Here is a 14,338-nt window from a genome sequence, read left to right on the forward strand (position 1 = left end):
GTCCGCCGTCTACCGGCGTGTTGCGGTGAGACGTGTTGGCGCGCGTCCAGGACGCTCCACGAACGCCCCGAAGGCGTCCCGGCCAGTCCCGAGTAGTTGATCCACTCGACATCGCCGAGATCGCGGTATCAACCGCACCGGGACACCCGGGTCGCCGTCCTGCGTTCGATCACCATGCGCAACCACACCCACCCGTCGCCTCCGCCGCCGCCTTTGCTCTGCTTCAACGCACGCAACGCCCGGTGTCCGCATACCGGACGCGTGGCGTTGCGCCCGGTGAAGCAGAGCAAAGGGCGCGAACCAGAGCCCCGAGCCGCACGCCCGTGGTGCGAATTCCGTTGCGGAGACCTCTGCCACTCGCTGATTCCGTTGCGCGCGGGCCAGCAGGCCACCGATACCACTTGCTTCGGAGCCCGAGACTGTGCGATAACCGTGGGCAGAGCGGCCGGCGTCACCCCTTGGACCGGCCCGTTACCGATGGGGCTGACATGGCCAACGCCACCGACCACCTCTGGATGCACTTCACCCGGATGGCGAGCTACTCCGCCGGCGAGGTGCCGACCATCGTGCGCGGCGAAGGCGCGTACGTGTGGGACGCGCAGGGCCGTCGCTACCTGGACGGGCTCGCCGGGCTCTTCGTCGTCAACGCCGGCCACGGCCGCACCGAGCTGGCCGAGGCGGCCGCGAAGCAGGCCGGTGAGCTGGCGTACTTCCCGCTCTGGTCGTACGCCCACCCCAAGGCCGTCGAGCTGGCCGAGAAGATCGCCACGCTCACCCCCGGCGACCTGAACCGGGTCTTCTTCACCACCGGCGGCTCCGAGGCCGTCGAGGCGGCGTGGAAGCTGGCCCGGGCCTACTTCAAGCGCACCGGCCAGCCCAACAAGTACAAGGTGATCAGCCGGTACATCGCCTACCACGGCACCTCGATGGGCGCGCTGTCGATCACCGGCCTGCCCGGCATCAAGAGCGACTTCGAGCCGCTGGTCCCCGGTGCGATCAAGGTGCCGAACACCAACTTCTACCGGGCGCCGGAGCACGGCGACGACGCCGAGGCGTTCGGCCGCTGGGCCGCCGACGAGATCGGCCGGGCCATCGAGCGGGAGGGGCCGGACACCGTCGCCGCGGTCTTCCTGGAGCCGGTGCAGAACTCCGGCGGCTGCTTCCCACCCCCGCCCGGCTACTTCGAGCGGGTCCGGGAGATCTGCGACGCGTACGACGTGCTGCTCGTCTCCGACGAGGTCATCTGCTCCTGGGGGCGGCTCGGCGAATACTTCGGCGCGGTGCGCTACGGCTACCAGCCGGACATCATCACCACCGCCAAGGGCATCACCTCCGGCTACGCCCCGCTCGGCGCGATGATCGCCAGCGACCGGCTGATGGAGCCGTTCCTGACCGAGACCGGCATGTTCGCCCACGGGGTGACCTTCGGCGGCCACCCGGTCTCCTGCGCGGTGGCCCTGGCCAACCTGGAGGTCTTCGCCCGCGAGGACCTGGTCGGGCACGTACGGGCCAACGAGGACGCCTTCCGGTCCACCCTGGAGAAGCTCCACGACCTGCCGATCGTCGGCGACGTTCGCGGCGACGGCTACTTCTACGGCATCGAACTGGTCAAGGACAAGACGACCCGGGAGACCTTCGACGAGGCCGAGTCGGAGCGGCTGCTGCGGGGCTTCCTCTCCACGGCGCTGTTCCAGGCCGGGCTCTACTGCCGGGCCGACGACCGGGGCGACCCCGTCGTGCAGCTCGCCCCGCCGCTGATCGCCGAGCAGCAGCACTTCGACGAGATCGAGCAGATCCTGCGCACGGTGCTCACCGAGGCATGGGCGCGACTCTGAACGGTGACGACGCCGGGGACTACCGGGAGCTGTCGTACTGGCTGTCGACAGTGGACGAGCCGCTGACACCGCGACCGGCACTGCCCGGCGACACGGACGCCGACGTGGTGATCGTGGGTGCCGGCTACACCGGGCTGTGGACCGCGTACCACCTGGCGCGGGCCGAGCCTGGGCTCCGGGTCGTCGTTCTGGAGAAGGAGATCGCCGGGTACGGGGCGTCCGGCCGCAACGGCGGCTGGTGCTCGGCGCTCTTCCCCACCTCCCTAACCGGGTTGGCCCGCCGACACGGCCGGGACTCGGCGGTCGCCATGCAACGGGCGCTGCACGACACGGTCCGGGAGGTGGGCCGGGTCGTCGCAGCCGAGGGCATCGACTGCGACTGGGCCGACGGCGGCACCGTCACCCTGGCGCGTACCGGCCCGCAGCTCGCCCGGGCGCGGGCCGCCGTGGACGAGGCCCGCGCGTTCGGCTTCGGCCCGGAGCACCTGGCGTTCCTCGACGCCGGCGAGGCCGCCGCCCGTTGCGCCGCCGAGGGGGTACGCGGTGGGACGTACACCCCGCACTGCGCGGCCGTGCACCCGGCGAAGCTGGTCCGTGGTCTCGCCAGGTCGGTGGAACGTCTCGGGGTGACCATCCACGAGCGCACCCCGGTCGTCTCGATCCGGGCCGGCGCGGCGGTCACCGCGAGCGGCACGGTACGGGCACCGGTGGTGGTCCGGGCGACCGAGGGGTACACGCCCATGCTGCCCGGTCAGCGGCGCGCCGTGGCACCGGTGTACTCGCTCATGGTGGCCACGGAGCCGCTGCCGGCGGAGACCTGGGCACGGATCGGGCTGGCCCGGCGGGAGACGTTCTCCGACCACCGACACGTGATCATCTATGGGCAGCGGACCGTCGACGGCCGGCTGGCGTTCGGCGGGCGCGGTGCTCCGTACCATTTCGGGTCCCGTGTCTCCCCCGACCACGACCGGGAGCCGCGGGTCTTCGCGGCGCTGCGGCGGACACTCGGGGAGCTCTTCCCGGTGCTCGGCCCGGACGTGCCGGTGACGCACACCTGGGGCGGCCCGCTGGGTGTGGCCCGGGACTGGGCGGCCTCGGTCGGCTTCGACCGGGCCAACGGGCTGGCCTGGGCAGGTGGCTACGTCGGGGACGGGGTGGGCTCCAGCAACCTCGCCGGCCGCACCCTGGCCGACCTGATCCGCGGCGAGCACACCGAGCTGACCACCCTGCCCTGGGTGAACCACCGCTCACCCCGCTGGGAGCCGGAACCCCTGCGCTGGCTGGCGGTGAACGCCGGCCTCCGGGTCATGGCCTCCGCCGACGGAGCCGAAGCCCGCACCAACCGCCCGTCCCGCCGAGCAGCAACCTTCTCCCGCCTCCTGGGCAACTAACCCCACCCCCGCCCCACCCGGTTGATCATGAAGTTACTGCCCCTCGCCTCGGCGAGTCGTGGCAATAACTTCATGATCAACGGGAGGGCCGGGTTCGGCGCCCCGTGGGGGGTGTGGGGTGGGTTAGTGGTTGGGGGGGATTACGCGGAGGTGGCCTCGCCGGCCGGTGGAGTGGGACTGGTCGGGGTGGGACCGGTCGTGGGGGTCCTCGGGTGGGCGGGGGGCCGGGCGGGCGGCCTCACGGACCGCCTCGGCCAGCGCGACCAGGTCGTCCGTGGTCGGCGGCGGCGGCTCGAACTCGCCCTCGTGCCGGACCACGTCCCAGCCCCGCGGCGCGGTCAGGCTGCGGGCGTGCGGCTCACACAGGTCGTAGGTGTGCGGCTCGGCGAAGGCCGCCAGGGGACCCACCACCGCTGTCGACTCGTTGTAGACATAGGTCAATGTGGCGACCGCTTGCCGGGGGCAGCCGTTACGGGAGCAGCGCCGTGGTGACCTCACGTGCGGCAGGGTATCTCCATTACCGGGTCCGGCGCATCGCTTCGCGTTGCGACACGCCCGTCGTGGTGATCACAGTTGACCGTCCTGGGCGCGCCGCGCCACGGGAGCGGCGCTGCCGCTGGCCAGCCCGGCGCGGGCGCTACCCTTTGCCTCATGACGAGCCCGGAACACCGCCGCCCCGGCTCCGGCCGGCGTGGGCACCGCGACCGGCACGGCCGCGGCCTGCGCGGGCGGCTGGTGCCGGCCACCGTGCCGCTGGCGCGGACCAAGGCGGAGGTCTTCGACGACCTGGTCCTGGACACCGTCGAGACGCTGGAGCGCCGCTTCGCCAAAGAGCTGGCCGGCGTCGAGTTCGCGGTCGAGGACGTGCCGCCGGACCTGAACGTCTACGACTCCGACGTGCTGGAGGACGGCGAGGTCCCGCTGGCGCGGCTGCTGCCCGGCCGCCCCGGGCGGCAGGAGGTGCCGCCGCGGATCGTGCTGTACCGACGGCCCCTGGAATTCCGGGCGATGGACCGCGAGGACCTCGCCGACCTGGTGCATGACGTGATCATCGAACAGGTGGCGAACCTGCTCGGGGTCGACCCCGACGAGCTGGCCTGAGTCGTCCCCGCGCGGCCGAGCCGGGCGGCCCCCACCGCCCCGACCCGACACCGCTCAGGCGGCCCGCCGCTTCAACTTGCGCCGCTCCCGCTCGGAGAGCCCACCCCAGATGCCGAACCGCTCGTCGTGACCGAGAGCGTATTCGAGACATTCGGTCTTGACCTCGCAGCGCGAGCAGATCCTCTTCGCCTCGCGGGTCGAGCCGCCCTTCTCGGGAAAGAACGCCTCGGGGTCGGTCTGCGAGCACAGCGCCCGCTCCTGCCACTCCGGCGCGTTTCCGAGCAGGTCGGCCACCTCAAGCTGGCCGTCCATCAAATGCCTCCTTGTCGCGCACCGGCGTCATCGCCGCTGCAACCCCCCACGCGAAAGGCGTGCTTGTCCGTCCGGTCCCGTTTTGTTGCGTTCCGTGCGAACAACCCCATTCAAATTACACGCGTGTAATACGTGCGCCGTCAAGCCAAACTTGATAATGGAGTCGCCCTCCCGACACCTCGAACGACCCATCGGGTCGTCCAGCCTCGCAACCTGCCCTATCGATTCAGACCCCGGCCGAGTAACGCCCTCTCCGGCGAGTTGCACGACTTTTCTGCCGTGGCGCTCCCTCGGCAGTCCGCCGCCACGGCGCCGCCAGAAACATCGACCGGCCCCCTTCCACAAAGCTGATCTTGGTGGGCAACAGGTTAACGCGGCACGGCCCAGACTGCCCGTCGAGCGATGGACAGCGCTCACGCCCCGTCCACCATGTGGACGGGGCGCGAGCGGAAAACGGGTGCGGTGGAGTCAGCCCGAGGCCGCCAATCCCCTGCTCGGCCACACGAACTCAGCTATCGCTCCACCATGGACAGAAACCGTCCCGGCCGACGTGTCGTTGTCCCACCAGACGGTATAAATGCCTGCGGGCAGATCCGGGTAGACCGCACTGTGGAAGGAGCCGTCCCGGACCCGTCGCTCCCGCACCGCCGAGTGGGTCCGCCGGTCGCCGTCCCGGCTGATCTCGATTTCCCGGCCGTGCAGATCCCGGCCCGTGTGGACGATGAGAGCCCCGGTCTCGCCGCCCAGATCGAGGACGACACTCCCGGTCTCCGACGGCCCGTACGCGTGCTCGTGCATCCGCTGCTCCCCCGCGTGGTCAGGACGACGCCGGCGGGTTGTTGAACCCGTCGTACGGCGTACCCAGGTAGGGGAAGTTTCCGAGGAACGGGGCGGTCACGTCGGCGGCGCTCAACCCCGGGGTGAGCGCGGCCGCCGCCGCGTCCGGACGGAACGTCTTGTCCACCAGCGGGACGGTCAACCCGGCGATCGCCCGCAGCGCGATGCTCACCACGTCGTCGCCGACCCGCCGACCGTTCGGGAATCCGGCCAGGTCACCGCCGAGCACCCCGAACCGGTCCGGACGCGGTGTCGGCGGGATCGCCGTGTTCAGCCGGAGCATGTCGGCCTGCACGTCGCCGGTGGCGTTGGTGAAGCCGTCGATCAGCCCCGCCGGCACGCCGGTGAGCAGGATCGCCACCAGGTCGGCACGGGCCTTCTTGGCCTTGGTGAGCCTGTCCAGGTTGGGGAAGACGTCCGGGTAGAGCGCCGGCAGCAGCGCCGCCAGCTCCGGCTGCTCGACGAACTGCGCGAACCGCTTGTCCTCCGACGGTGGCAGCGAGTTCCACAGGTCCTTCTTGGACATCGGCACGATGACCTCGTTGAACAGCGGATTGCCCAACCGGGAGACCTGGGTGAACGGGCCGGTGGCGGTGTCCGCGGCGGCCCGGTCACCGAGCACCCGGACCTGCCGGCGGGACGCCGACGTCCACACCCCGATCACCGACGCGCGGTCGGCCGCGCCGTACCGGTTGGCGCGCCGGCGCACCCGGCTCAGCGGCACCTGCACCGCGATGCTGTGCACGTTCATCCGGTCGGTGGCGTTGACCGGCTCACCCTCGGCCTTGAAGATCTTCTTGCCGGCCACGTGCAACTGCTGGAACGGCCGCAGGGTGCCGAGGTCGAAGATCGACCCCAGGTCGACGAAGAAGCCGTCGGCGCGCTGCCCGGCGAAGACCCGCTCCCCGGTGGAGAGCGAGTAGGTGGCCTGGCGCACCAAGTCGGCGTACTTCGGGGTGGAGAGCGGCCCGACGTTGCACGGCGGGCAGGGCAGCTTGTGCGCCAGCCGGTGCTCCCGGCCGTCGGCCACCCGGGTCAGGCTGTAGAACTGCCGCCGGTTCCAGTTCCTGCTGTCCAGCGACTCGATCGGGCCGGTGTTGTAGAGAAAACTGTTCGGGTTGGTGATCTCGGTGGTGAATTCGAACCGGTAGGTGACATCCGGACGGCCGTCGCCGTCGTTGTCGATATGGATCTCGTAGCGCACGTCGTCACCGAACTCGAAGAAGTTCGGGCCCCCGGAGGGGAGCTGCAGGGGCACGTAGTTGGCGATCAGCGTGACCGAGTCGGGCTTGTCGGGGCTCACGAACGCGTACAGGTCGGAGCTGTCGGCGACCGGATCCTTGGCTATCTCCGGGGCTTCACGGTGGGAAGACATGACGGACCAACCTCACTGGGCGGGGACAGGGTGACGAGCGGAGTGAGCGCCGGGTCAGCGCCGGGCGGCGCGCCGCAGCTGGTCCGCCAGGCCACGGTCACGTACCTCGATGCGGGACTCGCCGACGAAGACGTCCATCGTTCCGCTGGCGGCGTCACGCAGGTGCACGACGATCGGTTCGTCGGCCCGGGCGGCCGCGCCCGGGGCGTTCTGCGCGGCTGACAGGCCCGGCACGGTGAGGGCCGCGGCGCCGAGGGTGGCGCTGGCCGCGGCGGTCAACGTCTGCCGGCGGGTCAGTCGCGGCCAGGGCCGCTTCCGCTGATCACTGGTCATGGGCAACCTTTCGGCGGCGGCGCGAACGCGCCCGCTCAGACGGACGGGTCCCGCGCCGCCTACCGACGCCGCCGGGCCCCAGGGGGACACCGGCGGCGGCCCTCGCCGCGACCGCCGCCGGCACCGCTTGGTACGGCCGGTGGCGGGAAAAGGTTCGACCTCAGGGCCGGACGTGACCGTACGCGGTCGTCCGCTTGCGGGCTGGACGTCCGGCCGCCACCGCGATGGCCCGCAACTGCTCCTCGGTCCGCGCCGAACCGTTGCCGGAGCCGGCCATCCGGGAGATGGTCTCCTCCATCAGCGTGCCGCCCAGGTCGTTGCAGCCGCCCTGGAGCATCGCCACCGTGCCCTCGTCGCCCAGCTTCACCCACGAGCACTGGATGTTGTCGATCCGGCCGTGCAGCAGCAGCCGGGACATCGCGTGCACCACCCGGTTCTCCCGCCAGGTCGGCCCGGGCCGGGCGATGCCGGCCAGGTAGATCGGGGCGTTGGTGTGCACGAACGGCAGCGCCACGAACTCGGTGAAGCCGCCGGTGCGGTCCTGCACACCGGCCAGCACCCGGAAGTGCGCCAGCCACTGCCCGGGGTGGTCGACGTGGCCGTACATCATGGTGGAGCTGGATCGGATGCCCAGCTCGTGGGCGGTGCTGACCACGTCGACCCAGGCGGCGGCCGGCAGTTTGCCCTTGGTGAGCACCCAGCGCACGTCGTCGTCGAGGATCTCCGCGGCGGTGCCCGGGATGGTGTCCAGACCGGCCTCGCGCAGCTGGGTCAGCCACTCGCGTACGGGCACGCCCGCCTTCGCCGCGGCGGTGACGATCTCCATGGGCGAGAACGCGTGCACGTGCATCTCGGGCACCCGGGCCTTGATCGCGCGAACGATGTCGGCGTAGCCGGTGACCGGCATCTTCGGGTCGATGCCGCCCTGGAGGCAGACCTCGCTGGCACCGGCCGCCCACGCCTCCTCGGCCCGGTCGGCGACCTGGTCGACGGAGAGCCGGTACGCGTCGGCGTCGCGCTCCCGCTGGGCGAAGGCGCAGAACCGGCAGCCGACGTAGCAGACGTTGCTGAAGTTGATGTTGCGGTTGACCACGTAGGTGACGTCGTCGCCGACCGCGTCCCGGCGCACGTCGTCGGCCAGCCGGCACACCTCGTCCAGCGCCGGCCCGTCCGCGGCGAACAGCGCCAGCGCCGCATCGGTGTTGCGGGGCTCCAGCAGCGCGGCCGGATCGTCGGCGGCCAGCCGCAGCCCGGCCCGCAGGTCATGGTCGCCGGCGAGGGCGGCCGGCCCGGCGGTCACCTTCGTGGCGACCTCCGCCCAGTCCCCGTAGACGCTGTCGAAGTCGCCCCGCCGGTCGTCCGTCCGACCGGTGGTGTCGATGGTGGCGTGCAGGTCGACCCGCCCGCCGAACACCTCCTCCGGCTCCTGCCAGGGGCGGCCCTGCGGCATGGCCGACTCGACCGCCAGCCCGGTGGCCGGGTCGGCCAGCGCGCTCACGTGCGGCAGCAGCCGCGGGTCGAGCCACGGGTCGCCGGCGCGCACGTACTCGGGGTAGATGGTCAGCCGCTCGCGCAGGGTGAACCCGCCCAGCTCGGTGTGCCGGGCCAGCTCCTCGATCTGCGGCCAGGGGCGTTCCGGGTTGACGTGATCCGGGGTGAGCGGGGAGACGCCACCCCAGTCGTCGATGCCGGCCCGCAGCAGCAGGCCGTACTCCCCGGCGATGAGGTTCGGCGGGGCCTGGATCCGGGCCCTCGGGCCGAGCAGCAGCCGGGCCACCGCCACCGTGGCGGCCAAGTCGTGCAGCTCCGCATCGGGCATGCCGCGCATCGCCGTGTCCGGCTTCGCGCGGAAGTTCTGCACGATCACCTCCTGGAGGTGGCCGTACTCCCGGTGGGCGCGGCGGATCGCGAAGAGCGCGTCCACCCGCTCGGCCGGGGTCTCCCCGATGCCGATCAGGATGCCGGTGGTGAACGGCACCCCCACCCGGCCGGCGTCGTCGAGCACCCGCAGCCGGACCGCCGGCTCCTTGTCGGGGGAGCCGAAGTGCGGGCCGCCCGGCTCGGACCAGAGCCGCGTCGCCGTGGTCTCCAGCATCATGCCCATGCTCGGCGCGACCGGCTTGAGTCGTTGCAGCTCCGACCAGGACAGCACGCCGGGGTTGAGGTGCGGCAGCAGGCCGGCCTCCTCCAGCACCGCGACCGCGCAGGCGCGCAGGTAGTCCAGGGTGGAGTCGTAGCCGCGCTCGTCCAGCCACGTCCGGGCCGCCGGCCAACGCTCCTCCGGCCGGTCACCGAGGGTGAACAGGGCTTCCTTGCAGCCCTGGGCGGCGCCGGCCCGGGCGATGGCCAGCACCTCGTCGCGGTCCAGGAAGGGCGCCGGCAGCCGGTGCGGCACGGTGGCGAACGTGCAGTAGTGGCAGCGGTCCCGGCAGAGCCGGGTCAGCGGGATGAACACCTTCTTCGAGTACGTGACCACGCCCGGCCGGCCGGCCTCGCGCAGCCCGGCGTCACGGATCCCACCGGCGACCCGGAGCAGCTCGTCGAGCGCCTCACCGCGGGCGGAGAGCAGCGCGGTCGCCTCGTCGACGTCCAGCGCCCGACCGGTCGCGGCCCGGCCCAGGGCCCGCCGCACACTCGCCTCGCTCGGACCGGAGTGGGTGCGATCAACCATTCGCTCAGCCTATGCGTTGCGCCGGTCGGCCCCACCGGTCCCGGCCCGCAGGGTGGGAAAGGGCACGCCGGTCCTCTTGATGGTCGGTGGTCCGGCGGACCCGCCGACGACCACCGACCATCAAGAGAGCGGCCGGAGCCGGATCAGCGTGGCTGTTCCGGGTGCTCGCCCGGGTTGATCCGCTGGGTACGGTCGCCGTCGGAGTCACCGGGGCGGGCGATGGCCTGGGTCGGGTCGGCGGACTGACGCGGGATGGCCTGGGTCGGGTCGGCCGACGGCGGCTGCCCGAACGGCGGCGCGGCCGGCGCGGGCGGTGCCGACTGCGGCGCGGGGTTGGCCGGCGGCGCGGACTGCGGGAACGGCGGCGACGACTGCGGGAACGGCGGCGCGGACTGCGGGGCCGGCTGGAACGGCGGCGAGGGCTGGCCGTACTGGCCGGGGTACTGCGCCGGCGGGTAGCCGCCGGGCTGACCGGGTGCCGGCCATCCGCCCGCCGGCTGGCCGCCGGGCTGCCCCGGAGCGGGCCAGCCACCCTGCTGCGGCCATCCCGGCTGCGGCTGGCCGTAGACGCCGGGCTGGGGCTTGGGCCGCGGAACGTAGTAGAGGGCACGCCAGAGCGTGTAGACCACCCAGGCGGCGACCGCGAAGATCATCAGCCAGGCGAACCGGCTGAGCACGCCGAGCAGCGCGTCCAGCACCTCGGCCTCGGCCAGCCGACCCACCGTCCAGATCAGCATGGTCAGCGCGCCGAGCAGCGCGCTGACCGCGTACTCACCGAGGGCCACCTGCGTGATCAGCTTCGCCTTCGGCAGCACCGGCGAGATGTGGGTGGCCAGCAGCACCGCCAGCAGCGGCAGAGCCACCGCCTCCACCCCGACGAACGCGAAGAAGGTGCTACCCGCGCGGCCGGTGAAGTCGCTGTAGTCGTTCGGGCTGAGCAGCCGCAGCAGGCCCACGAAGAGGAACACGGCGTTGGCGCCGAGCAGCGCGAGCGCAGCCAGTTCGCGTAGTGGCTTGGTCAGCTGACGGGCCTGCGTCGCGTCGGTGGACGCGGGCTCGGCGGGGCTGGTCACGAGCTCCCCCTCGGGGCATGGACGGACAGGGCGCACGTGAGCCTAGTCTCCCGGGCCACCGGCGGACCGGAGGCGTCACGTGCGCGAGGATGGTCGACATGCGCATCGTGGTACTGGCCGGCGGCATCGGTGGCGCCCGGTTCCTGCTCGGCGTCCGGGCGTACGCCCGCGAGGTCGGCGCCGAGGTGACCGCCATCGTCAACGTCGGCGACGATCTGTGGCTGCACGGGTTGAAGATCTGCCCCGACCTGGACAGCGTCATGTACACCCTCGGCGGCGGCGCCGACCCCGACCGGGGCTGGGGCCGGGTCGGGGAGAGCTGGACGGTCAAGGAGGAGCTGGCCGCGTACGGGGCGGAGCCGACCTGGTTCGGCCTCGGCGACAAGGACATCGCCACCCACCTGGTGCGCAGCACCATGCTCAACGCCGGTTACCCGCTGCACGCGGTCACTGAGGCACTGGCGACCCGCTGGGAGCCGGGCGTACGCCTGCTGCCGGCGACCGACGACCGGCTGGAGACCCACGCTGTCGTGAGCGGGAGGAGTGAGCTTGCGAGCCCCGCACCCGCGAACAGCGCTGGCACTGTCGACGGCGAGGGCCAGCGGGCGATCCACTTCCAGGAGTGGTGGGTGCGCCACCGGGCCGACATCCCCACCCACCGCTTCATCTTCGTCGGGGCGGAGACGGCGAAGCCCGCCCCGGGAGTGCTGGACGCGATCGGCACGGCGGACCTGGTGCTGATCGCGCCGAGCAACCCGGTGGTGAGCGTCGCGCCGGTGCTGGCCGTGCCGGGCCTGCGTGAGGCCGTGGTCGACGGACCCGCCCCGGTGGTGGGCCTCTCGCCGATCATCGGCGGCGCCCCGGTGCGGGGAATGGCCGACCGCTGCCTCGCCGTGCTCGGTGTCGAGTGCAGCGCGGCCGGCGTGGGTCGGCTCTACGGTGGCCGGGCCGACGGCGGGCTGCTGAACGGCTGGCTCGTCGACGAGGAGGACGCGGGCACGCTGGTGCCGGAGGTGACGGTCCGCGCGGTGCCGTTGCGGATGACCGACGAGGCGGCGACGGCGGCGATGGTCCGCGCCGCGGTGGAGTTGACGTGAGGCTGGAAATCCTGCCGGTGCTGGGCATCGGCCACGTGACCGAGGGCGACGACCTGGCGGCGCTGATCGCCAACGCGGCGCCCTGGCTGCGCGACGGCGATGTGCTGGTGGTCACCAGCAAGATCGTGTCCAAGGCCGAGGGGCGGCTGGTCGACGTACCGGCGGACGGACCCGAGCGGCTCACCGCCCGGGACGAGGTGCTGGCGGCGGAGACCGCCCGGGTGGTGGCCAGCCGGGGGCCGACCCGGATCGTGCAGACCCACCACGGTTTCGTGATGGCCTCCGCCGGGATCGACGCGTCGAACGTGGACAAGACCCGGCTGGTGCTGCTGCCGGTGGACCCGGACGCCTCGGCCCGGGCGCTGCGCGCCGCCCTTCAGGAGCGATTCGACCTGGACGTCGCCGTGATCGTCAGCGACACCATGGGTCGGCCCTGGCGCAACGGGCTCACCGACGTGGCGCTCGGAGTGGCCGGGATGCCGGCCATCCGCGACCACCGGGGCGAGGTGGATCCGTACGGCAACGAGTTGCAGCTGACCCAGATGGCCGTGGTGGACGAGTTGGCCGGCGCCGGCGAGCTGATCAAGGGCAAGTGCGACCAGGTCCCGGTCGCGGTGGTGCGGGGCTACCTCTCCGCCACCCGCCCGGACGACTCCGGCGGCGCCCGTGCGCTGGTCCGCGATGCCGCACAGGATCTCTTCTCCCTCGGTACGGCCGAGGCGCGGGCCGCCGGACTGGCCGACGCCGTCACCCTGGCCGACGCCCCCGGCCAGACCCCAGCCGATCTCGCCGCCGTCCGCCGGGCGATCGACGCGGTGGCCGGGGCGGTCGCCCCCGGCACGGTCTTCACCCTGGTCGAGGACGCGGAGGTACGCGCCGGTCTGATCGCCCAGGTGCCCGGCTGGCCGGGCGACGCCACCGCCCTGGTGCTCGGCTCGGCACCGGCCCCGGTCGACCCGATGGACCTGGTCCGCCTCGGTGCCGACCTGCACCGGCTGCGGGTCGCCCTGACCGCCGAGGGCGTCGGGTCGGTCCTGCTCCCCCCGCCCGCCGGCAGCCCCGCCAGCGCCGCGCTCGCCCTGTAGGCGACCGGCCGGGTCAGGCGTCCAGCATGGCCCGGCCGAGCGGGGTCAACGTGTGCAGCACGGTGTTGCGGTCCCGGTGACTCACGAGCAGGCCGGCGTTGCGCAACACGGTGGCGTGCTGGCTGGCCGCCGCCGGTGAGATGTTGAGCCGGCGCGCCACCTCGCCGGTGGTGCAGCCGTCGTCGCTGGCCTGCAACACGGCCGCCCTGGTGCGGCCGAGCAGCGCGGCGAGAGAGTCGCGGACGGCACCCGACACCGCCGGTGCGCTGCCGTCGGCCGGCACCAGCCCACCCAGCCGGTCCACCTGGTAGACGAGTACCGGGGGCAGCGCCGGGTCGAGCAGGGCGACCGGGGTGCCCGCGCAGAAGAACGACGGCACCAGCAGCAGCCCTCGACCGTCCAGGTGCAGCTCGCGGCTGTGCGGGTAGTCCCGGACCTCCAGCACTCCACCGTCCCAGCGCATCGCCGGTCGGAGGCTGGTCAGCAGCCCCTCCACGCCGCCGTCGAGCAACGCCCGGGCACGGCGGGTCCGGTCGGCCTCCACCGCGGACTGGATCCGGGACCAGTACGGGCTGATCGCCAGCGACTGGTACTGCTCCATCGACGCGGCGAGGTGACGCAGCGTCGACACGTCGCCCCGGGCCAGCGCGGCGGCCGAGGATGGCAGCGGGGTCTCGGCGGCCAGCACGGTCAGGTCGCGGTGCAGCAGCTCCGTGGGGGTGCTGCGGACGGCGTCCAGCCCGGCCTCGAAGCCGTCCACGCTGGCGTACGGGGTGAGGAAGTCGGGGAAGTAGCCGCGCGGCGGGCTCAGCGCGAAGAGCAGCCGGAGCTGGTCGGAGGCGGCGTCCTGGCGCAGCTCCCGGGACACGGTGCGCCGCCAGTTCGACGTCAGCGGGTCGCGATTGCCGCCCCGCAGGACGTGCAGGCTGAGGACCAACTCCCAGACCGGGTCCGCCGCCGGCGCCACCCGGGTCCGGAGGATGTCCTCGCCGGAAAAGTGGATCTTCAGCATGGAGGGCTCCCGTGTCTCCGGCAGAGGGATGCCGGGCGACCGTTCGACTCTACCTGGCCGGCACTTATCTCCATCTTTAAGCCTGAGCTGAAAAACCTCGACGTCCCACGGGACGGTTCGGCATGCTTCCAGTGCCCGAGCACGGTGCCGGTGCGTCACGTACGCATCCGGTGCCGGGGCACCGGGGCCGGGGAGGACCGGTGATCGGGCGGCACC

At 72.5% G+C, this 14,338-nt stretch carries 13 protein-coding genes; 5 read left to right on the forward strand and 8 right to left on the reverse strand.

Translation table 11 applies throughout. The features are described from left to right. Nucleotides 1–488: 488 nt before the first annotated feature. Together ACTWLT_RS05755 and ACTWLT_RS05760 are read left to right on the forward strand one after the other, a co-directional pair. Nucleotides 489–1,835 (forward strand): aspartate aminotransferase family protein, encoded by a 1,347-nt coding sequence (locus ACTWLT_RS05755; protein WP_252419273.1) that lies wholly within the window; start codon nucleotides 489–491, stop codon nucleotides 1,833–1,835. Beyond that, nucleotides 1,820–3,226, forward strand: a complete 1,407-nt coding sequence (locus tag ACTWLT_RS05760) for an NAD(P)/FAD-dependent oxidoreductase (protein ID WP_445317440.1) — start codon at nucleotides 1,820–1,822, stop codon at nucleotides 3,224–3,226. Before ACTWLT_RS05755 ends, ACTWLT_RS05760 begins: the two co-directional genes overlap by 16 nt. Nucleotides 3,227–3,349: 123 nt before the next feature. Here the strand turns inward: ACTWLT_RS05760 and ACTWLT_RS05765 are convergent, their stop codons facing one another. After that, nucleotides 3,350–3,724, reverse strand: coding sequence for a DUF3499 domain-containing protein (locus tag ACTWLT_RS05765; RefSeq protein ID WP_089017640.1), 375 nt, complete (start codon nucleotides 3,722–3,724; stop codon nucleotides 3,350–3,352). Between the two features lie 153 nt (nucleotides 3,725–3,877). On the opposite strand from ACTWLT_RS05765, the gene ACTWLT_RS05770 reads away from it, so the two are divergent. After that, a complete protein-coding gene (locus ACTWLT_RS05770) occupies nucleotides 3,878–4,327 on the forward strand; it encodes a metallopeptidase family protein (protein ID WP_252419275.1) in 450 nt (149 codons plus the stop codon). A 54-nt stretch (nucleotides 4,328–4,381) separates the two neighbouring features. Here ACTWLT_RS05770 and ACTWLT_RS05775 read toward each other — a convergent pair whose 3' ends face one another. The 6 genes from ACTWLT_RS05775 to ACTWLT_RS05800 all read right to left on the reverse strand — a co-directional run bounded on the left by ACTWLT_RS05775 (nucleotide 4,382) and on the right by ACTWLT_RS05800 (nucleotide 10,928). Beyond that, nucleotides 4,382–4,639 (reverse strand): WhiB family transcriptional regulator, encoded by a 258-nt coding sequence (locus ACTWLT_RS05775; protein ID WP_007455784.1) that lies wholly within the window; start codon nucleotides 4,637–4,639, stop codon nucleotides 4,382–4,384. A gap of 468 nt (nucleotides 4,640–5,107) precedes the next feature. Next, complete coding sequence (locus ACTWLT_RS05780; protein ID WP_445317441.1) at nucleotides 5,108–5,437, reverse strand: phospholipase; 330 nt, start codon at nucleotides 5,435–5,437, stop codon at nucleotides 5,108–5,110. Nucleotides 5,438–5,456: 19 nt separating this feature from the next. Continuing rightward, on the reverse strand, nucleotides 5,457–6,851 hold the full coding sequence (locus ACTWLT_RS05785) for a DUF4331 domain-containing protein (RefSeq protein ID WP_445317442.1): 1,395 nt from the start codon (nucleotides 6,849–6,851) through the stop codon (nucleotides 5,457–5,459). 54 nt (nucleotides 6,852–6,905) lie between these two features. Then, on the reverse strand, nucleotides 6,906–7,184 hold the full coding sequence (locus ACTWLT_RS05790) for a hypothetical protein (RefSeq protein WP_252419278.1): 279 nt from the start codon (nucleotides 7,182–7,184) through the stop codon (nucleotides 6,906–6,908). Between the two features lie 160 nt (nucleotides 7,185–7,344). Next, the gene (locus tag ACTWLT_RS05795; RefSeq protein WP_445317443.1) at nucleotides 7,345–9,855 is read right to left on the reverse strand and encodes a bifunctional FO biosynthesis protein CofGH; all 2,511 of its coding nucleotides are present in this window, start codon (nucleotides 9,853–9,855) and stop codon (nucleotides 7,345–7,347) included. A gap of 143 nt (nucleotides 9,856–9,998) precedes the next feature. Continuing rightward, on the reverse strand, nucleotides 9,999–10,928 hold the full coding sequence (locus ACTWLT_RS05800; RefSeq protein WP_445317444.1) for a hypothetical protein: 930 nt from the start codon (nucleotides 10,926–10,928) through the stop codon (nucleotides 9,999–10,001). 98 nt (nucleotides 10,929–11,026) lie between these two features. On the opposite strand from ACTWLT_RS05800, the gene cofD reads away from it, so the two are divergent. Both cofD and ACTWLT_RS05810 read left to right on the forward strand, forming a co-directional pair. Continuing rightward, on the forward strand, nucleotides 11,027–12,025 hold the full coding sequence (gene cofD, locus ACTWLT_RS05805; RefSeq protein ID WP_445317445.1) for a 2-phospho-L-lactate transferase: 999 nt from the start codon (nucleotides 11,027–11,029) through the stop codon (nucleotides 12,023–12,025). Further along, the gene (locus ACTWLT_RS05810) at nucleotides 12,022–13,110 is read left to right on the forward strand and encodes a coenzyme F420-0:L-glutamate ligase (RefSeq protein ID WP_445317446.1); all 1,089 of its coding nucleotides are present in this window, start codon (nucleotides 12,022–12,024) and stop codon (nucleotides 13,108–13,110) included. The genes cofD and ACTWLT_RS05810 overlap by 4 nt, the downstream gene beginning before the upstream one ends. 13 nt (nucleotides 13,111–13,123) lie before the next feature. Here the strand turns inward: ACTWLT_RS05810 and ACTWLT_RS05815 are convergent, their stop codons facing one another. After that, nucleotides 13,124–14,122: a winged helix-turn-helix domain-containing protein gene (locus ACTWLT_RS05815; RefSeq protein ID WP_445317447.1), complete on the reverse strand. Its 999-nt coding sequence runs from the start codon at nucleotides 14,120–14,122 to the stop codon at nucleotides 13,124–13,126. Nucleotides 14,123–14,338 lie beyond the last annotated feature (216 nt).

The sequence above is a fragment of the Micromonospora yongxingensis genome (assembly GCF_052601155.1).